Origin of the sequence: Streptomyces sp. NPDC048506 (assembly GCF_040651315.1) — a bacterium.
In the GTDB taxonomy this organism is placed as follows: domain Bacteria; phylum Actinomycetota; class Actinomycetes; order Streptomycetales; family Streptomycetaceae; genus Streptomyces.
Genome location: NZ_JBEZIX010000010.1, coordinates 76,897 through 98,600 on the forward strand (window position 1 = coordinate 76,897; position 21,704 = coordinate 98,600).

Here is a 21,704-nt window from a genome sequence, read left to right on the forward strand (position 1 = left end):
CGATACCGGCACACCGAGCGGCCCCCGCGGGACGGGGGCGGGGACGGGAGGTAGCGTCGGGCGTAAGACCGCATGCAGTTCGTGGGAACCGGGGTCCGGCCGCGATGGGCCGCGCCCGGACGAGACAAGGGGAAGACGCACACCAGATGACGGACCGACGCCGCCGCGCGGCCCTCCTGCTTCCGCCCGCCACCGCCCCGGGGGCGGTGCTGCTGCCGCGGGAGCGCAAGTCGCCGTCGTCCGGGCCGTCCTCCCCGGCCACTCCGGGCTCCGACCGGGACGACAACCCGTTCGCCCCGCCGCCGGCCGACGCCCCCGACCAGGAGTGGCGCCCGCGCCGACCGAACTCGGACGCCCACGGCCAGGACCAGGGCCGCGACGGCAGCGGCGAGGACCAGCGGCCGGACGAGCCGACGTCGGCCTGGGGCAGCCAGTGGAGCTCCCGGCAGCCGGGGCGGCAGAACGGTGGCTTCGGCGCCCGGCCGGGCGGTCGCAACGGCCAGCCGAACGGCCCCGGCGGCCCCGGCAACCTGCGCTGGGACCCCACCGACCCGTCCCAGCGCCGGGCCCGCTACGCGCTGCTGGCCGGCATGTGGGCGTTCTTCTTCGTGCTCTTCAGCCTGCCGGAGGTCGCCCTGCTGCTGGGCGCGCTGGCGATCTACTGGGGCATCAGCTCGCTGCGCACCAAGCAGGACCCCGCGAAGGCCGCCGCCACGGCGACCGCCACGGTGGCGGGCCGCCCGGCCCCGGGCGGCGCCGGGTCCGCACCGGGCGCCACCCGGCCCCAGGTCACGGCGGCGATCGGGGGCCTGGTGACCGCCTCGCTGGCGCTGATGATGGTGGCCGCGACCTTCACCGTGCAGATCGTCTACCGCGACTACTTCACCTGCGTGGACGACGCCCTGACCCAGTCCGCCAGCAAGTCCTGCGAGAACCTGCTCCCGAAGGAACTGCGCCCCCTGCTGAGCGTGCAGGAGTAGCCGGCCCGCGGGACCGCTCCGCGCCCGCGGCGCCGCTCCCCGCCTCGCCGCCCACCCCCGCCGGCTCCTCGGCCCGCCCCGCCGCGGCCACCCGTTCCGTGCCGTCCACACCGTCCGCGCCGTCCACGACGTCCACGACGTCCACGGCGCTCGCCCCGCTCGCACCGTCCGCCCCGCCCGCCGGATCCGCCCCGCTCGCCGGATCCGCCGCGCGGGGCGTACTGCTGCCGCCCGTCCCGCGCTCCGTCCGGAGCCGCCAGGCCCGCACGCCGAGGGCGCCCGGGAGGCCGGTCAGGACCGCCCAGCCGGCCGCCGCCAGGCCGGTGCGCCACCAGCTCGGGCCGAAGGCGGCGAGCGCACCGGTGCCCAGCGCGCCGCCCGACAGCACGGCGAGCAACGCCATGAGCACACCGCAGACCCCGGCCGCCAGCACCGCCGCACCGGCCGTCGTCCACCACGACCAGGACCCGCGCGGGCTCCCCGGCGCCCCTGGCACCCCCGGAACCCCCGGCGCCGCCGCGCGCCCCAGCTCACGGGCGAGCACCGCCCCCGCGACCACCGGCACCACCGCCGCCGCCCAGGTCAACGGGTTCCCCGGGCCGGGATCGGGCAGGCCGCCCAGCAGCGGCAACTGCGGCATCGCGGGGTGCGCCGAGGCGCCGAGCGGCCCGATCGCGCTGCCCGCGCCGAGGGTGAAGCCCGGGCCCAGGCCGTACGCGGCGCCCCAGACGGCCGCGTTCGGGAGCAGCAGCAGGCACAGCAGCAGCACCGTGGCGCGGCTCGCCCAGTCCGGTGCGAGGTGCAGGAGGTCGTCACGGACCCGGCCGGCGTGCAGGCCGAGCCCGAGGAGGGTGAGCAGGGTGCCGCAGGCGAGCAGGGCGAGCAGGGCGGCCCCGGCGGCCCGTTGGGCGGCGACGAGGCGGGTGCCGCCGAGGCGGACCCGCAGCCCGAGGGGCACCCGGGCCCAGGACCGCCGTACCCGGGCGGGCAGCAGGGCGGCCCCGGCGGGACCGAGGATGTAGCAGGCCGTGGCGGCCAGGGTGGCGACCGCGGTGGCCGGTACGTACAGCAGCACGCTGAGCGGTTCGGCGGCCAGCCCTCCGGTCGAGGCGTAGAGCAGCGCGCCGCCCGCGACCAGCAGATAGCCGGTGAGCAGCGCGCCGAGCAGGGTGCGTGCGGTGGGCGTGTCGGCGGTCAGGCGCACCGGCGGTGCCGGGGCGCGCGGCGACGGGCCGGCCCCCTGGGCGGACGGATCGGGGGAATCGACGGGGTCGGCGGGATCGGCGGGAGGGTCGGTGCCCGCGGCTGGGTCGGCGGGGTCGGCGGGAGGATCGGTGCCCGCGGCCGGGTCGGCGCCATCGGCATCGGCGGCATCCGCATCGGCATCGGCATCGGCATCGGCATCGGCATCGGCATCGGCCGCAGGATCGGCCGTGGGATCGGTGCCCGAGGCGGGGTCGGCGGCCGCCGGGCGGACGGTGATCGCCACCGGGCCGCCGGCGGCCGTGGCCAGGGTGTGCCGGGCGGCGCGGTGCAGCAGGCAGACCGGGAGTACGGCGAGCAGCAGCGGGGTCACCGCGACCGGGACCGGGGGGCCGGCCTGCGCGGTGCTGCGGACGAGGTCGCCACCGTGCGCCAGGAGCCACAGATCGGCCGCGAGATGCAGGGCGCGGGACGGGCCGCTGTCGGGGTAGGGGGAGGCGACCCAGAGCAGCAGTACGGCGACCGTCAGCGCGCCGAGGCCGAGGCCGGCGGCCGTCACCCCGCCGAGGAAGGCCGCGCCGGCCGCGGAGGAGTGTCGGGCGGCGGTCCGGCCGCGCGAGGAGAACGTGGTGCTGCGGTCGATCATCTGACTCACGCGGTCATGCTGCCAACAACATCCTTTTCATCCCCGTACTGGGCAAATGATCGACGTGTCGTGGATGCCGCGTGTGTCGAGGTGTCCGGGCCGATCCGGGTTTCCACACTGCTGTCCATGACCCAGCGCGAGCAGGCACCGGCCGCCACCGCCTTCGACGACCTCTGCGCCCGGCACGCCGGCGCGCTGATCCAGCAGGCGTTCCTGCTCACCGGGCGGCCCCGGCTCGCGCGACGGGCGGTGGAGCGGGGGTTCCGGCTGGCCTGGCAGCGATGGCCGGAGGTCGCGGTGGACCCCGATCCGGTGGGGTGGGTGCGGGCGGCGGCGTACGAGTACGCGCTGTCGCCCTGGCACCGGCTGTGCCCCGGGCTGCGGACCGCCCGGAGCCCGCAGCGCCCGAGGTCCCTGGGGTCCGCCGACCGGGCGCTGCTGGAGGCGGTGCTGGCCCTGCCCGCCCCCCACCGGCGGGCGCTGGTGCTGCACGACGGGGTCGGGCTCGGGCTGGCCGACACCGCGGCGGAGATCGAGGCGAGCACGGCGGCGGCGGCCGGGCGGCTGGCCCGCGCCCGGAAGCGGATCGCCGCACGGCTGCCGAGGCTGGGCCTCGACGGGCAGCCGCCGGAGGTGCAGGGCGAGGTCCTGCGGGACCGGCTCGGGGAGCTGTTGGCCGTGGCGGACCGGTTGTGCGCCGCCGAGGAGGCGGAGCCGTCGGCGGGGCCGGAGACGCGGGCCGGCGGAGAGCTCAGCGCCCGCCGGACCACCCGCGCGGCGCTCGGTCTGACCGGGGTGTTCGCGCTGGTCACCCTGCTGGCGGTGGTCGTCTCGCCGGACCACGACGCCGCGCCGCGGGACGGGCTGCCGGTGACGTACCCGCCGGCCCGGCCCGAGCAGGCCCGGCTCAGCCCCGAGCTCCGCTGACCGGGCGCCCCGGAAACGGGCCCGGGCCCGTACCCACGGTGGGGTACGGGCCCGGGTCCTGGTGGCTCGGGGAGTGCCTCCCCGACCCTGCGCCGCAGGACGGGGCCGGCGGCGTCGGGAGATCGCTCAGCCGTTGAGGATCTCGCGGGCCAGGAGGGCGGTCTCCGACGGGGTCTTGCCGACCTTGACGCCGGCGGCCTCCAGGGCCTCCTTCTTCGCCTGGGCGGTGCCGGAGGAGCCGGAGACGATGGCGCCGGCGTGGCCCATGGTCTTGCCCTCGGGCGCGGTGAAGCCCGCGACGTAGCCGACGACCGGCTTGGTGACGTTCGCCTTGATGAAGTCGGCCGCGCGCTCCTCGGCGTCGCCGCCGATCTCGCCGATCATCACGATCAGGTCGGTGTCGGGGTCGGCCTGGAACGCCGCGAGGGCGTCGATGTGGGTGGTGCCGATGACCGGGTCGCCACCGATGCCGACGGCCGAGGAGAAGCCGATGTCACGCAGCTCGTACATCATCTGGTAGGTCAGCGTGCCGGACTTGGAGACCAGTCCGATGCGGCCGGGCTTGGTGATGTCGCCCGGGATGATGCCGGCGTTGGACTGACCGGGGGTGATCAGACCGGGGCAGTTGGGACCGATGATGCGGGTCTTGTTGCCCTTGGACTTGGCGTACGCCCAGAAGGCGGCCGAGTCGTGGACGGCGATGCCCTCGGTGATCACGACGGCGAGCGGGATCTCGGCGTCGATCGCCTCGACGACGGCGGCCTTGGCGAAGGCCGGCGGCACGAAGAGGACGGAGACGTCGGCGCCCGTCTTCTCCATCGCCTCCTTGACGGAGCCGAAGACCGGGACCTCGGTGCCGTCGAAGTCGACGGAGGTGCCGGCCTTGCGCGGGTTGACGCCACCCACGATGTTGGTGCCGTCACCGAGCATCAGCTTGGTGTGCTTCATGCCAGTGGCACCGGTCATGCCCTGGACGATGACCTTGCTTTCCTTGGTGAGGAAGATAGCCATGGTTGTTAGTGTCCTCGTCCCTTACTTCGCAGCCAGCTCAGCGGCCTTGTCGGCCGCGCCGTCCATGGTGTCCACGCGCTGGACCAGCGGGTGGTTGGCGTCCGACAGGATCTGGCGACCCAGCTCCGCGTTGTTGCCGTCGAGGCGCACGACCAGGGGCTTGGTGACCTCTTCGCCCTTGGACTTCAGCAGCTCCAGGGCCTGGACGATGCCCTTGGCGACCTCGTCACAGGCGGTGATGCCGCCGAAGACGTTGACGAAGACGGACTTGACGTCCGGGTCGCCGAGGATGATCTCCAGGCCGTTCGCCATGACCTCGGCGGAGGCGCCGCCGCCGATGTCGAGGAAGTTGGCGGGCTTGACGTTGTTGTGCTGCTCGCCGGCGTAGGCGACGACGTCCAGCGTGCTCATGACGAGACCGGCACCGTTGCCGATGATGCCGACCTGGCCGTCGAGCTTGACGTAGTTCAGGCCCTTGGCCTTGGCCGCGGCTTCGAGCGGGTTGGCCGCGTCCTTGTCCTCCAGGGCCTCGTGCTCCGGCTGGCGGAACTCGGCGTTGGCGTCCAGGGACACCTTGCCGTCGAGGGCGAGGACCTCGCCGCTGGCGACCTTGGCGAGCGGGTTGACCTCGACGAGGAGGGCGTCCTCCTTGATGAAGGTCTCCCAGAGGGTCACGAGGACCTCGGCGACCTGCTCGGCGACGTCGGCCGGGAACTGCGCCTGGGCGACGATCTCGCGGGCCTTCTCGATGGAGACGCCCTCGTTGGCGTCGACCGGGACCTTGGCGAGCTTCTCGGGGGTCGTCGCGGCGACCTCCTCGATGTCCATGCCGCCCGCCACCGAGGCCATGGCCAGGAAGGTGCGGTTGGTGCGGTCGAGGAGGTACGAGACGTAGTACTCCTCGGCGATCTCCGGCGCGGTCTCGGCGATCATCACCTTGTGGACCGTGTGGCCCTTGATGTCCATGCCGAGGATGTCCGTCGCGCGGGCGACGGCCTCGTCCGGGGTGGCGGCGAGCTTGACGCCACCGGCCTTGCCACGGCCGCCGACCTTGACCTGCGCCTTGACGACCGACTTGCCGCCCAGTCGCTCCGTCGCCTCGCGCGCCGCCTCAGGCGTGTCGATGACTTCACCGGCCAGCACCGGTACACCGTGCTTGGCGAAGAGGTCCCTCGCCTGGTACTCGAACAGGTCCACGCGCGTCCGTCCCTTGTCTTCTCAGAATCGCCGTAGTGATCGCGGTTCGTTGACTGCGATGGGCGTGCCGCGAAGGGCAACGTGACGGCGCTGTCACAGGGGAGGCGTACACGGTGTCCGGATACGCGGCATGTCCGTCTCGCAGGTTATCGCCGCTGGACGTGCGGCCCTAAATCACAGATCACACTCCGGCGGTGATTACGGTCACAGATCTTTTGGCCAAGTTACGCCTCCGCGTGATTTCCGCATCTTCTCGGCTGCTTTTCGGTGGCGTCCGGGGCGGCCCGGGGTTCCGCTGTGACGCAGCGCGCACCTCCGCTTCGGGGGTCGTGCGCGCGCTCCTCCCGGTACCTCCCGGCGCGACCGATCTCACGCGATTCCGCTTCCGCCGGTGCGGCGATCCGCTTGGGAAGATCGCACGGAAAACCGTCACAAGGCCTCCACGGGCGGTGTCCGGAAAGGTCTCTTGACCCGTCAACTGCCCCCGAAAGAGACTGCGTTGAGCACTTTCACAAACTTACGCATCAGGAGTCACAAGCTTCGGGCTTGGTCCTGTGCAGGTCGGTCGTCAGATCGCTCCGCACCGGGTGCAGACGGGGGAACTTGATGGGTATGGGGGGGACGCACGACCGCGGGCAGGGGGCGGCCGTGAGCTCTTCCACACCCCGCTCCTCCCCCTCTTCCCGCCACCCCTCCCGGCTTTCTCGATTTCTTGGTGCCCTCACACCCGGTGCCTGAAGGGATTGGAGGGGGAATGCCGACACATACGACCTATCCCGGCGTCTATGTCGAAGAGCTTCCCAGCAGCGTCCGCAGCATCACCACCGTCACCACGTCCGTGACCGCATTCGTCGGCCACACCCGGCGCGGCCCGCTCAACCAGCCGGTACGGATCACCAGCTTCGCCGAGTTCGAGCGCCGGTTCGGCGGCCTGACCGCACGGAGTCCGGTCGCGTACGCCGTCCACCAGTTCTTCGGCAACGGCGGCACGGTCGCCGTGATCGTCCGGGTCGCCAAGGCCGGCAGCGGCACCGCGGCGCACGTCACCCTGGAGTCCACCGAGGGGCACAGCCGGTGCCCGGTGCTTCAGGTGCACGCCAAGGAGCCGGGCCTCTGGGGCGACGGCCTCCGGGTCGCCGTCGACCACGACTCCGCGTGCCCGGAGCAGACCTTCAACCTCGCGGTCCTGGACGCGCACGGCACCGCCCGGGAGTCCTTCACCGGCCTGTCCATGGACGCCGACCACGGCCGTTACGCCGAAACGGTGATCAACGCGGGGTCCGCGCTGATCCGCGTCGAGGTCGTCGGCGAGGGCCGCCCGGACCCCTCCGGCACCGTCTCCAAGGCGTTCCACCACGACCTTCCGGACCTGAACGTCGACCTGACCGTCAAGATCGGCGAGGTGGAGCGCGAGTTCACCCTCTACGACCCGGACTGTGACGGCGAGCCGCCCTGCACCGTCACCGAGCTCGCCCTCCTCCTGGAGCACAAGCTGCGGGCCCTGCCGGACGCCCCCGGCAAGCACGCCTTCGCCGGCGCCGAAGTCACCGCGTTCGGCCGCCGCATCCAGGTCGTGGCCGGCTCGACCGACCCCGCCGACGTCGTCCGCTTCCTCGGCGAGTGCGCCAACGACCTGGGCCTGGAGGCCTCCGTCAACCCTCCGGTGTTCCCACTGTGCGGCGGTGCGGACGGCGCCCCGCCCGGCCCGCAGGACCTCATCGGCAGCGAGGCCCGCAAGAGCGGCCTCCAGGCGCTGCGCGACGTGCCGGACGTCAATCTGCTGTCCCTGCCCGAGCTGGCCGGGTACGAGAACACCGACGACATCGTGACCGTGCTCTCCGCGGCCGAGCGGCTGTGCCAGGAGCGGCGGATCTTCCTCCTCGTCGACGCCCCCGCCGCCTGGGGCAGCGTGGACGCGGCCCGCGCCGGCATCGCCGCCTTCGACCCGGTCCGCGGCAACCACTCCGCCCTCTACTTCCCGCACCTGAAGCTGACCGATCCGCTCTCCGGGCGGCTGCGCTCCTTCCCCCCGTCCGGCGCGGTCGCCGGCGTGATCGCCCGGGTCGACGGCGAGCGCGGGGTGTGGAAGGCCCCGGCGGGCACTGAGGCGCGCCTGGCGGGGGTGCACTCCCTCACCGTCAAGCTGACGGACCGGGAGAACGGCCTGCTCAACCCGCTGGGCATCAACTGCCTGCGGACGTTCCCGATGGTCGGCCCGCTGGTGTGGGGCGCCCGTACGCTCCAGGGTGCGGACGCCCTCGACAGCGAGTGGAAGTACGTGCCGGTCCGGCGGCTGGCCCTGCACATCGAGGAGAGCCTGCTGCGCGGCCTCCAGTGGGTGGTCTTCGAGCCCAACAACGAACAGCTCTGGCAGCAGATCCGCCTGAACGCCTCGGCCTACCTGCACTCCCTCTTCGAGAAGGGCGCCTTCAAGGGCAGCACCCCGCGCCAGGCGTACTTCGTCAAGTGCGACAAGGACACCACGACCGACGCCGACATCGCGAACGGGATCGTGAACGTGGTGGTCGGCATCGCGCCCGTCCGGCCCGCCGAGTTCGTGATCGTCAAGATCCAGCAGATGGCGGGGCAGTTCGAGGTCTAGGCGGTGCGGTCCCACCGGTGCTGTCGGGGGCGGACGAGCGCCCGGCGGTCGCCGGCCGGGGCCGCGCGGTGCGACGTGCAGTGCGACGTGCAGTGCAGGGAAAACAGACGTGAAGGAATCCGATGGCTGAGTTCCAGATCAACGCCCATCGCTTCGACCCGTACAAGAACTTCAAGTTCCTGGTCCTGTGGGACGGCCGTACGGTCGCGGGCGTCAGCAAGATCAGCCCGCTGAAGCGCACCACCGAGGTCGTCAAGCACCGGCACGGCGGCGACCCCAGCTCGCCGCGCAAGTCGCCGGGCCGCTCCGAGTTCGAGGGGATCACCCTGGAGCGCGGGGTCACCCACGACCCGGAGTTCGACCGCTGGGCCAACAAGGTCTGGCAGGTCGGTGCGGGCCTCGGCTCCGAGGTCTCGCTCGCCGACTTCCGCAAGGACATCGTGATCCAGGTCCTCAACGAGGCCGGCCAGGTCGCCGTCTCGCACAAGATCTACCGCTCCTGGCCGAGCGAGTACCAGGTCCTGGGCGAGATGGACGCCAACGCCAACGCCGTCGCCATCCAGAGCCTGAAGCTGGAGTGCGAGGGCTGGGAACGCGACTACGAGGTCCCGGAGCCGGAGGAGCCGTCGTTCACGCATCCGGCGTGAGGCGGATCCCCGGGTACCCGCACCACTGCACCTCCGTCGAGGTGCACCGGCACCGGACGAGGTGAGGAATGGCGGTCACCGGGCCCACTGAGCTGCTGGCCCTCTGGGAGTCCGGGCTGGCCCAGCAGGACAGCGGCCGCGCCCTGCTGCTGCATCGCGCTGCCCGCCCCGGGGCCGGCACCGACGACCTGGAGTCGGTTCCGCTCGGGGAGCGGACGGCCGACCTCTTCGCGCTGCGCCGGGCGCTGTTCGGGGAGCGGATGCAGGTCACGCTCGACTGTGCCGGGACGGAGTGCGGCGCCGCGATGGAGTTCGAGCTGGACGCGGCCGCGCTGGGCGCCGCCCGGCCGCGGCTGTCCGAGGAGGGCCTGCGGGTGGCGGACGGCGGGTGGGTGGTGCGGTTCCGGCTGCCCGGACCGGCGGACCTCGCGGCGGTCGCGGCGCAGGCCGGCGCGGCGCAGGCCGGCGCGGCGCAGGCCGGCGCGGCGCATGGGGGCGTGGCAGCGGCCGGCGCGGCGGCGGAGGACGTGGCGGCGGAGGAGGCACGGCGGCTGCTGGCCGCCCGCTGCGTCCTGTCGGCCGTACGGGACGGGCGTGAGGTGGTCGGCGAGGTGGTCGGCGAGGTGGTGACGGTCGACGAGGAACTCGGGCGGCTGCTGCCCGAACCGGTGCTGAAGCGGTTCGCCGAGGCGGCCGAAGAGGCCGATCCGGCCGCCGAGTTGACGCTGCACATCGCCTGTCCGGAGTGCGGCGCGACCACCCCGGCGGAGCTGGACATCGCCGCGTACCTGTGGACCGAACTGGACGCCTGGGCGCGCGACGTGCTCCTGGACGTCCATCTGCTCGCCTCGGCCTACGGCTGGAGCGAGCCCCAGATCCTGGCGCTGAGCCCACTGCGGCGCCGCTACTACCTGGAGCTGTGCGCGGATGGCTGACGACTACTTCGGCCGGTTGCTGGCGCGGTATGCGCCGACGGGGCCCGCGGACCCGCTCGCGGACCCCTTCGCGGCGGCGTCCGGCGGCCGTCCGGACGGCCCCGCCGGGCGCGCCGGCGGGGCCCGGCGCACGCGCGTACGGCCGCGGCTGCCCGGCCCCTTCGAGCGCGTCGAGGCGCTGGGCGGTGCGTCGGCGGAAGCGGACGCACCGGCACCGCTCTTCCCGCGGGCGTCGCCGCGCCCCGCCCTGCCGGCAGGTGAACGGGTCCGCCACGAACGGGAGGTCAGGACCACCGACCGGGAGACGGTGATCCGGTCCGAGGTGCCGCACGGTGACGCCCCGGACCGGACGTGGCCGGCCCCGCAGCCCGCGGAGCCACTGCTGCGGCCCGCCGCCCATGTGAACCCGGGGCCGCGCACCGCGCTGCCCGACGACGTGCGTCGGCAGCGGCGAACCGGCCGGTCCGGCGGCGAGGACCTCCCCGCACGCCCGACCCCCTCCGCCGCCCTGGCATCGGCCGCCACCCCACTCCCCGTCGCCACCGCTGCGCTGAGGCCCCGTGCGGACGCGGTACCCGCGGCCCGGCCCGAGGCGCGCGCCGCGGCGGCGGCCGGGCGGCGTGGGCAGCGGTCCGGCGAGCGGGTGGTGCACGTACAGATCGGCCGCCTGGAGGTCAGCGCGGCCGGTACGGAGCGCCCCGCGGCGGGCGGCCGGCCGGCGCGGACGGAGCGGCGGGGGCCGTCGCTGAGCCTCGCGGACTACTTGGCGCGCGGGGAGAGGACCAGCTGACGGTGACACCTCAGAAGGCACCAGCGGCGCTGCGCGCAGGACGAGAAGCGCAGGCAATACCGGCGATGCGAGCGATATCGGTGATGTCAACAAAGTCGGTGGTGCCGGCGAAGTCGGCGATACGGAGCACGGCACCGGGGGGACGGACTTCATGAGCAACGCACTTGCCCTCGCGACGGTCACCCAGGCCCTTGCGCTGCTGATCGAACACAATCTGCACCCCGAGATCGACATGGCCGTGTCGGTGGAGACGCGTAAGCCACCGTCCGATCCGCCGACCGACCCGACGATCACGGTCTTCCTCTACCAGGTGACCCACAACCCGTCGATGCGCAACAACGACCTGGTCACCCGCGCCTCCGACGGGACGCTGTTGAAGCGGCCGGCCGCCGCGATCGACCTGCACTTCCTGATCAGCGCATACGGGGAGGAGCAGGAGCTGGTCGGACAGCGGCTGATCGGAAGCGTGGTCCGCACCCTGCACGAAATCCCGGTGCTGCCCAAGGAGTTGATCGAGGAGGCGGCCGAGCGGCCGTACCTGGCGGGGAGCGATCTCGCCGAGTCGCCGCAGAAGGTGCGCTTCACGCCGACCCAGATGGACGTCGACGAGACCTCCAAGCTCTGGGGGATGCTCAACAACACGCCGTACACCCTCTCGGTGGCGTACCAGGCGTCGCTGGTCCTCCTCGACGGCCACCAGAAGCCGAAGCCGGCGCGGCCGGTGCAGCACCCGGAGGTGACGGTGCTGCCGTTCGGGGCGCCGGGCGCGCCGCAGCCTCCCGAGAGCGCGGGGGCTCCGCAGGCTCCGGGAGGTGCGGGTGCCTCGGATGCGTCCGGGGCGTCGGATGCGTCGAAGGCATCGGAGGCGCCCGCGGCGCCCGAGGCGCCCGGGGCGACGGCCAAGACTCCTGCGGAGAAGGCCGACCGCAGCCCACGGGCCGCAAAAGGGACGGCAGGTGACGCATCGCCAGCCAAGGCACCCGCCCGTTCACGCACTTCTCGTACCACTCGCACCTCCCACTCTTCCCACTCCCCCCGCCCCTCCCGCACCCGGAAGGCGACCGGCGGCGGGTCCACCGCACACGACGACGGCAAGGAGAGCTGAGCGGGGTGCGCGTGACGGGGGGAGTCGAGGACATGGGCAGCGGCGACGGCAACGGGACGCGGGAAACCGCCGGCGGCGCGCCCACCGCATCGGACGGGGCCGCGCTGGCCGCCGCCCTCCGGTCCGTACTGGCACGCCTGGACGCCCACGTGGCGCGGACAGGCCGCGGGGCCGAGGGGGCCGGCGCGGCGGAGGGCGCGGCCGAGGGTGTCGGCGCGGCGGAAGACGCCCATGGGGCCGAGGGGCCCACCCCCGCACCGGGCGGTCTCCCCTCCCCCGCCCCCGCCCCCGCACGCCCACCGCTCCCCGCCCTCGACGCGCTGACCGCCTGTTTCGGCCTCAGCCCCTTCGAGCAGGAGATCGTGCTGCTGGCCGCCGCGGCCGAACTGGACCCGACGACCGGCGCCCGCTGTGCCGCCGCGAGCGCCGACCCCGGCCACACCCACCCCACCTTCTCCCTCGCCCTGGCCGCGCTCACCGACCCCCACTGGAGCGCCCTCACCCCCGTCGCCCCGCTGCGCCGCTGGCGGCTGATCGAGCTGGACGACGAGACCCGCCTGACCACCAGCCGCCTCCGCCTCGACGAGCGCATCCTGCACTTCCTGGTGGGCACGCCGTACCTGGACGCCAAACTGCACGGCCTGCTGCGGCGTACGCCCCCGCCCGCGTCCCTGCCGCCGTCCTACGACGCCGCCGCCGACCGGGTCGCCGCAGGCTGGGCGGGCTCCGGCCCGGACTCCCCGCTCCGCGTGGAACTGGTCGGCGCCGACCTCCGCTCCCGCGCCGACATCGCGGCCGTCGCCGCCCACCGCTCGGGCCTCGGCCTGTACTCCATGGCCGCCGACGACATCCCCACCGACCCCGCCGCACGCGACCGCCTGGCCCGCCTGTGGCAGCGCGAGGCGATCCTGCTGCCGGCGGCGTTGTTGATCGAGGTCGGCGAGCTGGACCGCGACCAGCACGCCGCGGCCGACGCCTTCATCGCCGGCGCCGCCGTCCCGCTGGTCGTCTCCAGCCCGGACCCGCGACGGACCGGCCAGCCGCGCGGTCAGCGCGTCACCGTGCCCAAGCTCGCCGACGAGGAGCAACTCGGCCTCTGGGCGGACGCCTTCGCCGACCTACCCGAGGTGACGGACCGTCACCTCCAGTCCTTCGTCGCCCAGTTCCAGCTCCCGCCGCACGTCGTCCGGTCCGCCGCCGCCTCCGTACGCCGCGACCTGCCGCACACGGACGTGCTCGACGCCGCCGAGCTGGCCTGGCAGGCCGGTCTCACCGAGGCCCGGATGGGCCTGGACGAGCTGGGGCGCCGCATCGAGCCGCGCGCCGGCTGGGCGGACCTGGTGCTCGCCGACCGCCAGTTGCGCATCCTCCAGGAGATCGTCGCGCACGTACGCCAGCGCAGCACCGTCTACCAGGACTGGGGCTTTGCGAAGTCACTGCGCAGCGGCCTGGGCGTCACGGCCCTCTTCGCGGGCGGCTCCGGCACCGGCAAGACCCTGGCCGCCGAGGTCATGGCCAAGGAACTGGGCCTGGACCTCTTCATCGTCGACCTCTCCCAGGTCGTCAGCAAGTACATCGGCGAGACCGAGAAGAACCTCAGCCGGGTCTTCGACGCGGCCGAACGCGGCGGCGCGCTGCTGCTCTTCGACGAGGCGGACGCGCTGTTCGGCAAGCGCAGCGAGGTCAAGGACAGCCACGACCGCTACGCCAACCTGGAGGTCAGCTATCTGCTGATGCGGATGGAGGCCTACCGGGGCCTCGCCGTCCTCACCACCAACATGAAGAAGGCCCTGGACTCCGCCTTCATGCGCCGCATCCGCTTCGTCGTCGACTTCCCCTTCCCGGGCGAGCGGGAGCGCGCCGAGATCTGGCGCCGGGTGCTGCCCGCCCAGGCCCCGACGAAGAACATCGAGCCGTCCCTGTTGGCACAGTTGACGGTCGCCGGCGGCTCGATCCGCAATATCGCGCTCTCCGGCGCCTTCCTCGCCGCGGAGGAGGGCGACCGCCTCCAGATGCGCCACATGCTGGCCGCGGCCCGTACCGAGTACCTGAAGCTGGAACGTTCTCTGACGCCGTCGGAGGTCCACGGATGGGTCTGAATCACGAGGCCGGGAGCTTCGCGCGGGAGGCCGGTGCCGTGCCGCCGCCCGCCACGGACTTCCGTATCGACATCGGCGAACTGGTCCTCGACGGTTTCGACGCCCGGGTCGACGCACACCGCGTATCGGCCGCGTTCCAGACCGAGTTGACCCGACTCGTACGGGAACGCGGGGTGCCGCTCGCGGCGGACGGTACGGGCGTGGCGCTGGACGGCCTCGCCGGGCTGCCGCCGCTGCCGGCCACCACCTCCGCCGTACGACTGGGTGAGGCGCTGGCACGGGCGGTGCATGCGGGGCTGGCGGGACGGGGGGATCCGCAATGAGTACGGCACAGTCCTCGACGCAGGACACCCGGTCGGCCGCCGAGGACAGGCGCCGCAAGCGCAGGGAACGCGCCGCCGCGTCGCGGGCGCCGGAGCCGAAGAACATCGTCAGCGGCGCCGGCCAGCCCCTGGACCTGGGCGTCCGCCGCGAGCTGGAGGAGCAGCTGGGCCACGACTTCGGCCGGGTCCGCCTGCACACCGACCGCGACGCGGGGCAGCTGGCCGAGATGATGGGCGCGGACGCCTTCGCCGTCGGCCAGGACATCTTCTTCCGCGAGGGCGCCTACCGCCCCGGCACGGCCGACGGCCGGCGCCTGCTCGCCCACGAGCTCCTGCACACCGTCCAGAACCCGCACGGCTCGGGCGCGTTGCGGGCCGGCCGCGACCTGGGCGCGGTCAGCCTCCCGCAGGAGACGGTGGAGCGGGAGGCGGAGTCGGCGGCACGGACCTCCGTTCTGGACGCCTTACGCGCGTCCGCCCGCCAGGAGGAACCGGCCGCGGCCGAGGTCGAGCCGGGGCAGGCCACCCCCGGCTGGCTCCGCTATGCGACGGTCGACGCGGACCGGCGCCGTTTCGAGCAACTGGACCCCGCCACACTGGTGGACCGGCTGGCCAACGGGGTGCTGCGGTCGCTGCGCGGCGACCCGGAGGACCTCTCGGGGCGGGTGCGCATGCAGTTGGCCCGGATGGGCCCCGAGCTCCAGGACTCCGTCCTCGACCGGCTCGAAGTGCGACTGCTGAGTTCCGAGTTCGACCGGGTGCTGGACCTGACGGCCGAGGCGGAGACCGCGCCTCTCGGCCTCCAGCCGTTGAACGTCCCCGAGGCGGTCCCGGACGCCGTCGACCTGCTGCTGGACGAGCGGGCGGGGCAGGCCGACCGTACCGAGGGCGAGCAGAAGTCCGAGCGGCAGCGCGACGAGGACGCCGCCGAGGAGAAGAAGGACGCCAAGGGACGGGACGGCAGGCGCGAGCAGGAACGGACCCGGGCCCAGCGGGACGCGTCCGCCGAGCAGAAAGAGGCCGGCGAGCGCAAGGCGAAGGAGGACGAGCGGGCCGAGCAGCTCGCCGACTCCGAGCAGGAACAGCAGCAGGACGAGGAGAAGCAGGGCCAGGAGCGCGAACAGGCGGACCGGGCCGACGCGGAGAAGGCCGAGAAGGGCAAGGACGGCGCCGAGCGCACCAAGGAGGAGCGCAAGGAGCAGCGGGAGCGCGAGGAACAGGACCCCGAGCAGGCGAATGCGCCGGGGGCGGACAAGCGCCGGCGCAACGACGCAGCGACGAAGCCGGCGGACGGATCGAAGCAGGAAGAGCTCGACAAGAAGAAGCGGGAGCAGCCGGGGCCGGTCCGTCCGGAGAAGGTCGACGAACGGGCCGAGCAGCGTGACAGCGCGCTGTCCGCGCACGGGCTGAACGAGCAGGACGAGGACGAGGGCGAGCCGCGCGAGGAGGAGCGGCCGATCGGGTTGGAGGCGGGCGCCGACAGGGAGGTCGACGGCGGGCAGGAGGAGCAGGGGGGCGGCGGTGCGGGGCCGGGCGAGGCGGAGCTGAAGCCCGAGGACTACGTTCCGGACACCGACCCGGACCTGTCGTCCGTACCGACCGCGGACAGCGTGCGGCCGGGCGACGCCCCGCCGGCGGTGCCCGGCTTCCCCACCCCGCCGCCCACCAGGGCCGAGCGGATCCAGAAGGAGCGGGAGAACGACGCCGACGAGGAAGAGGACGAGGAGGCGCCGGAGGCCGAGGCCAAGGCGCCGGGCGAGGAGCGGGGTCCCGTGGAGGGCGAGGCGCCGCAGCCCGAGCACGGCCCGGCGTCCGAGGCGCCCGACCGCAGCGAGCGGGACCTCCAGCCGGACAAGCCCGTCGAGCAGGAGGTCGGCCCGGATCCGGAGAGCGAGGAGAAGCCGGATCCGGAGCAGGAGGCCGAGGAGAAGAAGGACCCCGCACAGCAGCAGGACCAGGACGAGGACGGGGCCAGGGCCGCCAAGCAGGACGCGGCGGACCGGGACGCGGAGCGGGACGAGCGGGCGGGAGACGGCGAGGAGGCGCCGGACGCCAAGGAGACCCAGGACGCTCAGCAGGAGAAGAAGGACCAGGACGAGCAGGCGGAGAAGCAGGAGGCCAAGGGGCATCCGCAGGGCGCGGCGGCCGACAAGCCCAGCAGCGCCGCCTCCGCCGGACCGGCCGGTGGCGGTGCCGGCTCGGCGGCCGCGTCCCTGGCCCCGCCGGCCGGCGCGCACACGGAACGGACGCCGGCCCAGGACCGGCACCCCTCCCCCGCCGCCCGGCGGGGCGCGGAGCCCGTCCGGGGTGAGCGGGAGGCGGCGGCGCCGAAGAGCGCGGTGCCGAAGGAGAGCGGTCCCGGAGCGGCACCCAGTGGCACGGTCGGTGCGACCGAACCGGCAGCGGCGCCTTCCGCGGCCGCCGGCCCCGGAGGCGCGCCGTCCGTCGCGCAGGCCGCGGTGAGCCCGGCGGCCGAACAGGCCGAGGATCCCGGGAAGATGGGCGCGCCGGCGCCCGAAGGCGCCAAGGCGCAGCCGGACGCCTCACTGGAGAAGGACGGCGGCGGGTGTGCACCGCCCGCGCCGGCCGCCGAGAAGGAGGAGGGCGGCGGCTCCTGCGGTGGGGGCGGCGGTGGTGGACAGGACACCAAGGAGAAGCAGGAAGAGCCGCCGGACGTCTCCGGACAGGATCCCAAGTCGGCGCTCCGGACGGCCGGTTCGCTCGCGCCCGACCAGGCGCAGGCCGTACTGCCGGGCGTGGACAGCGCGGCGGACAAGAAGGTCGGCCAGGAACAGCAGCGACTGGCCGCCAACCCGCCCAAACGGGAACGCCCTTCGGGCGCGCCGCAGACCCAGTCCGCTCCCCCGCAGGCGGAGGCGCCGGAGACCGCGGTCAGCGGGACGCTGGAGAGGGTCGGCCCGGAGGACCAGGGCGAGAAGCAACGCGCCAAGGGCAGCGACAAGGCCCAGGGCGCCAAGCCCACCGACAACATCCCGACGCCGACGGTCCCGCCGAGCAAGGACGGCACGTTGACGGCCGACGACGCCAAGAGCGTCGAGGCGGCCGCGGACCAGGTACCCACCACGGACCCCGAACTCCGCAACAAGACGGTCGGCCCCGCCCCCAAGATCAAGCTGGAGGGCGAGAGCGATCCGCAGCGTACGGACAAGCAGGCGGAGAAGCTCAAGGAGAAGCAGGGCAAGATCCAGGACACCGGCCGGGCGGACGCCTCCAAGCCCATGGGCGAGGACAAGATCTTCCCCAACGCGCCCAAGGAGGAGCTGCGCGGCAAGGCACCGAGCGGGCGCACGGGCGGCGGCCGGGCCGGTGCCGGTGCGGGCGAGGCACCCGGCGGCACGCCCAAACCGGGCGTCGGCACCGTCGCGAAGCAGGAGCGCGGCGGCGAGATCAAGGGCGCGACGGCCCAGTCCCAGAACGAGATGGCCGCCAAGGAGAAGGAACAGCAGCAGGGCGAGCAGAAGGCCAAGCAGCAGAAACAGCAGGAGATCGACAACGAGGTCTCCCGCAACGCCGAGCAGCAGACGGCGGAACGCGGCCGGGCCGCCGAACAGGTCACCTCGGAGCGTCAGAACTGGCGTGACGAGCAGGACAAGAAGATCGACGAGTCCGACCAGAAGACCGAGAAGGAGCACAAGGACGGCAACGACAAGATAACCAAGGAGCGCGACGACCGGGACAAGAAGGTCGAGGACCGCAAGAACACCGACAACAAGGACATCGACGGCAAGGCCGACCAGGCCGAAAAGGACGCCAAGAAGAAGAAGGAGGAGAAGAAGAAGGGCTCCGACTCCCTCTTCGGCAAGATCGTCGACGCGGTCGGGGACTTCTTCAAGGACCTGCTGGACGCCGTCACCAAGGTCTTCGACGAGGCCCGCAAGGCGATCAACGGCGTGATCGACGCCTTCAAGGACTTCGCCAACAAGGCGATCGACGCGGTCCGCGACTTCGCCATCAAGGCCATCAACGCCGTCGCCGACGCCCTCATCGCCATCGGCGATGTCCTCCTCGCCGCCTTCCCCGCCCTCCGCGACAAGTTCCGCAAGGCCATCGAGGGCCTGCGCGACGCGGCCATCGCCACCGTCAACAAGCTCGCCGACGGCCTGAAGAAGGCCGTCAACACCCTCCTCGACGCGCTCGCCGCCGGCCTCAACGCCCTCCTCGACGTCCTCGAAGCGGGCCTCAAGGCGGCCATCAAGATCTTCCGCGACGCCATCGTCGGCGCCCTGAAGTTCGCCCAGGCGGCCATCGAGGCACTCGGCAAATTCGCCGCCCTCGTCGCCGACATCGCCCCCGACCCGGGCGGCTGGCTGAAGAAGGCCGGCAGCGCGGCCAAAACGGGAATCCAGGAACACCTCTGGGGCGCGATCAAGACCGCCGTCAAGCAGTGGTTCGACACCAAGGTCGAGGGCATCCTCGGCCTCGGCAAGACGGTGATCAACGTCCTGATCAAGGGCTGCATGTCGCTCAAGCAAATCGGCAAGATGGCCTGGGACGCGATCATCGCCTCGCTCCCCATGATGATCGCCGCCCTGGTCATCGAGAAGGTCGTCTCGATGATCATCCCGGCGGCCGGCGCGATCCTCACGATCATCCAGGGCCTGATGGCCGCCTGGCAGTCCGTCAGCGCCATCCTCGCCGCCTTCGGCAAGTTCTTCGCCTTCCTCAAGGCCGTCAAGGCCGGCCCCGCCGCCTGCCTCTTCGCCGAAGCGGTGGCGGCCGGCGTCGTCGCCCTCCTCGAACTCATCACCAACCTCCTGCTGGCCCGCCTCGGCCGCGCCGCCAAGGGCGTCGGCAACCGCCTCAAGGCCATGGCCCAGAAGATCGCCGCCGGCCTGAAGAAGGCCGGCAAGGGCGCCCGCAAGGCAGCCGCCAAAGCCGTCAACTCCGCCCGAGCCGCAACCCGCAAGGCCGCCCAGGCCCTCCGCAAACCAACCGGCCCGGCGAAGCCCAAGGGCCCCCGCGTCCCCTCCCGCCCCGGCACCTCAACCGACCGCACCCCAGGCGGCGCCCACCCCAAACACCAGCCGGACACCCACCCGACGGGCCGCCCCACCAGCAAGACCCCGGACCCGGCGAAGAAGCGCCACGAGGACGAGGCAGAGGCCAAGAAGAGCAGGGACGAGGCGAGTTCACCCGACAAACATCCAAACGAGGACGGCCCGGAGAAGCCCAAGGAAGAGTCTCCGCACAAGGACACACCGGACGCCAAAAAGGACGAGTCCCCCGATGGGGGCGGTCCGAACGCCAAGAAGGACAAGACTCCCGACAAACCGTCCAAGAAGAAAGAAATCGAGGCCCCCAAGCGCACCAAGCCGCGCAAGCCCACCTCCCCCTTGGGCCGCGCCCTGAAGAAGATCAAGGGCAAGGTCAAGTCCGCCCTCAAGAAGGTCCGCAACGCCGGCAAGACCCTCGGCAAGAAGCTACGCAAGTCCAAGCTCGGCAAGGCCCTGAAGAACACGGCGAAGAAGACCCGCGACTTCTTCAAGAAGAAGCGCGACCATCTGCGCGATCACAAGAAGCGCAAACATGACCACGGGAAGAAGATCAAGGGCAATCAAAAGAAGAAGGAGAATTCGAAAGACTCGAAGAAGGAGCGGCTGGACCGGATCGTCGAGCGACTCCGCCGCAATCTCAACGACCGACTGGAACGGGGAATCCCGGAACGTTCCCTACAGCCACTACTGGCACTTCTGCGCCACCACTACCGGCTTACCAGCCTCAACGCCACCGGCGACCCGGTGGTCGACTTCGAAGCCATACTCAACCCGCCCAAGAAGGTTGGGAAAGGATACCGAAACAAGAAACCTAAGCAGCAGCCGGTGATCCGGAAGACGAAGGAGAAGTTGGACGAGAACCCGAAGCCGTACCCCGGCCTCAAAGTGCGGGCCAAGAACAAACTAGGCAAATGGCCCGTCGGAAAGGTCGGCATGGTAACGGATGACCAATTCTCCTTCGTCGGCCACGGAGTCTCCGGCCTCGAAAGATTTGACGTGGAGACCAAGGAAAAGGAGAACTGGAAGAGGATACAGCCCGCCGAGGCCTTGAACTTCAAATACGGTGAAGACTTCGAAACGATAAGAACAAATAATTCCTGGGAGGTTTACGACCCGGACGCCCGACAGACCTTGAACTACCGATATCACAACCAATTCCTGAACCCCAACTACATGGGAGGTTTTTCAAACTGGCATCACATTATCGAGCAGCGTGTTCCAGATCACCCCAACGACACGAAGAACCTGACGCTGACCACTGCACACCTCAACAACAAGTTCAACGGATGGTTTGCCCAGAAGCACGAAAAGAGCGATCCGACAGTTACTTCGATCAGACTTCCGGGCACCAGGGGAAAGTCGGTACGAAAATACCTCGATGAGATCCAAGCCAGCCATGAGCTCCAGTACAAATGGGGGCTCAGGTGCATCGAGGAGTTCGGACTGACACTAGTGACGGACGAAACGATCCGCGGGCGATTCCAAAAGCTCATATGAGGTTCACGGTGAGAATACAACACAGCATTTCAGTTCCCGAGGACATCGACAATGGCATTCGGGATCTACTCGCAGGCGTGGGCGCCCAACCTTCCGAGCACACCGGAAATTGGAGGGTTCCCGACCACTCCCTCGATTCCGCCATAGGCATCCTTGAGCGCCGGAAAATCGACTTCCGCCTCCTCTACAACATCCCGAAAGGAGAAGGTTTCGAGACAGAGACCGCGGCTGCGTACCTCTGCCTGAAGTCCGAAAGCGAAGCAAATCCCACCGACAACGTTCCGATTATTCTCGAACCGATGGAGGGACTGTCGGTGCTGGCGAATAGCGAACTCATAGCATTGATCTCCGCCGTCACTCCCGACCTCATATGGGGGCCCGAGCGCAAGGACGGATTGCGGGAACTGGAGCATGCACCGTTACTCCCCGACCCGGTTGAGCTGGCAGACGTCTTCAGTAAAGACCAAGGGAAAACTGGAATATGGCTCATCGGGCATGATGGCCAAGAATTCCTGACCGACCGAAACATTGAAATAATCCGCACATCAGGCGCCGCCTGGTCGGACAAGTATCGGTTTGAATCCGAAACGTTTCCCGTCCTGTCGACGCTCATCTTCCGCGGCAAGGTGATCGATCTAATGCTGCAACATGGAGTGGAATTTGCCGCCCCACCGATCTATCTGCGGAAGCAGCCGAAAACCGACGACCACTGACCCGGCCAACCGAG

General features: G+C 71.6%; 13 protein-coding genes and 1 pseudogene. 11 read left to right on the plus strand and 3 right to left on the minus strand.

Annotated features, from left to right (window positions below; genetic code table 11):
* Nucleotides 1–146: 146 nt before the first annotated feature.
* Nucleotides 147–980, plus strand: coding sequence for a hypothetical protein (locus AB0C96_RS10465; RefSeq protein ID WP_362915736.1), 834 nt, complete (start codon nt 147–149; stop codon nt 978–980).
* On the opposite strand, the gene AB0C96_RS10470 is transcribed toward AB0C96_RS10465, so the two are convergent.
* Entirely contained in the window at nt 883–2,829 is a 1,947-nt protein-coding gene (locus AB0C96_RS10470; protein ID WP_362915897.1) for a DUF6350 family protein, read from the minus strand. The genes AB0C96_RS10465 and AB0C96_RS10470 overlap by 98 nt on opposite strands.
* A gap of 147 nt (nt 2,830–2,976) precedes the next feature.
* Between AB0C96_RS10470 and AB0C96_RS10475 the strand changes: the two are divergent.
* A pseudogene (locus AB0C96_RS10475) lies at nt 2,977–3,528 on the plus strand (sigma factor-like helix-turn-helix DNA-binding protein); the annotation flags it as partial.
* A gap of 354 nt (nt 3,529–3,882) precedes the next feature.
* Here the strand turns inward: AB0C96_RS10475 and sucD are convergent.
* Together sucD and sucC are read right to left on the minus strand one after the other, a co-directional pair.
* Nucleotides 3,883–4,767: a succinate--CoA ligase subunit alpha gene (sucD, locus tag AB0C96_RS10480; protein WP_362915737.1), complete on the minus strand. Its 885-nt coding sequence runs from the start codon at nt 4,765–4,767 to the stop codon at nt 3,883–3,885.
* 21 nt (nt 4,768–4,788) lie between these two features.
* Nucleotides 4,789–5,964, minus strand: a complete 1,176-nt coding sequence (gene sucC, locus AB0C96_RS10485; RefSeq protein ID WP_362915739.1) for an ADP-forming succinate--CoA ligase subunit beta — start codon at nt 5,962–5,964, stop codon at nt 4,789–4,791.
* Nucleotides 5,965–6,718: 754 nt separating this feature from the next.
* Between sucC and AB0C96_RS10490 the strand changes: the two genes are divergently transcribed.
* The 9 genes from AB0C96_RS10490 to AB0C96_RS10530 all read left to right on the plus strand — a co-directional run bounded on the left by AB0C96_RS10490 (nt 6,719) and on the right by AB0C96_RS10530 (nt 21,690).
* Nucleotides 6,719–8,566, plus strand: a complete 1,848-nt coding sequence (locus tag AB0C96_RS10490; protein ID WP_362915741.1) for a phage tail sheath C-terminal domain-containing protein — start codon at nt 6,719–6,721, stop codon at nt 8,564–8,566.
* Nucleotides 8,567–8,688: 122 nt separating this feature from the next.
* Nucleotides 8,689–9,213 carry a phage tail protein gene (locus AB0C96_RS10495; protein WP_136741012.1) on the plus strand — a complete coding sequence of 175 codons (525 nt, stop codon included), beginning with the start codon at nt 8,689–8,691 and terminating at the stop codon, nt 9,211–9,213.
* Nucleotides 9,214–9,281: 68 nt separating this feature from the next.
* Complete coding sequence (locus AB0C96_RS10500; protein ID WP_362915743.1) at nt 9,282–10,148, plus strand: hypothetical protein; 867 nt, start codon at nt 9,282–9,284, stop codon at nt 10,146–10,148.
* Complete coding sequence (locus AB0C96_RS10505) at nt 10,141–10,938, plus strand: hypothetical protein (protein ID WP_362915745.1); 798 nt, start codon at nt 10,141–10,143, stop codon at nt 10,936–10,938. Before AB0C96_RS10500 ends, AB0C96_RS10505 begins: the two co-directional genes overlap by 8 nt.
* Nucleotides 10,939–11,089: 151 nt before the next feature.
* Nucleotides 11,090–12,043 carry a Pvc16 family protein gene (locus tag AB0C96_RS10510; RefSeq protein ID WP_362915747.1) on the plus strand — a complete coding sequence of 318 codons (954 nt, stop codon included), beginning with the start codon at nt 11,090–11,092 and terminating at the stop codon, nt 12,041–12,043.
* Nucleotides 12,044–12,075: 32 nt separating this feature from the next.
* Nucleotides 12,076–14,142: an ATP-binding protein gene (locus AB0C96_RS10515; protein ID WP_362915899.1), complete on the plus strand. Its 2,067-nt coding sequence runs from the start codon at nt 12,076–12,078 to the stop codon at nt 14,140–14,142.
* Nucleotides 14,133–14,465, plus strand: a complete 333-nt coding sequence (locus tag AB0C96_RS10520) for a hypothetical protein (protein WP_362915749.1) — start codon at nt 14,133–14,135, stop codon at nt 14,463–14,465. Before AB0C96_RS10515 ends, AB0C96_RS10520 begins: the two co-directional genes overlap by 10 nt.
* Nucleotides 14,462–20,977, plus strand: a complete 6,516-nt coding sequence (locus AB0C96_RS10525) for a DUF4157 domain-containing protein (protein ID WP_362915751.1) — start codon at nt 14,462–14,464, stop codon at nt 20,975–20,977. The genes AB0C96_RS10520 and AB0C96_RS10525 overlap by 4 nt, the downstream gene beginning before the upstream one ends.
* An 8-nt stretch (nt 20,978–20,985) precedes the next feature.
* Nucleotides 20,986–21,690: a hypothetical protein gene (locus AB0C96_RS10530; protein WP_362915753.1), complete on the plus strand. Its 705-nt coding sequence runs from the start codon at nt 20,986–20,988 to the stop codon at nt 21,688–21,690.
* Nucleotides 21,691–21,704 lie beyond the last annotated feature (14 nt).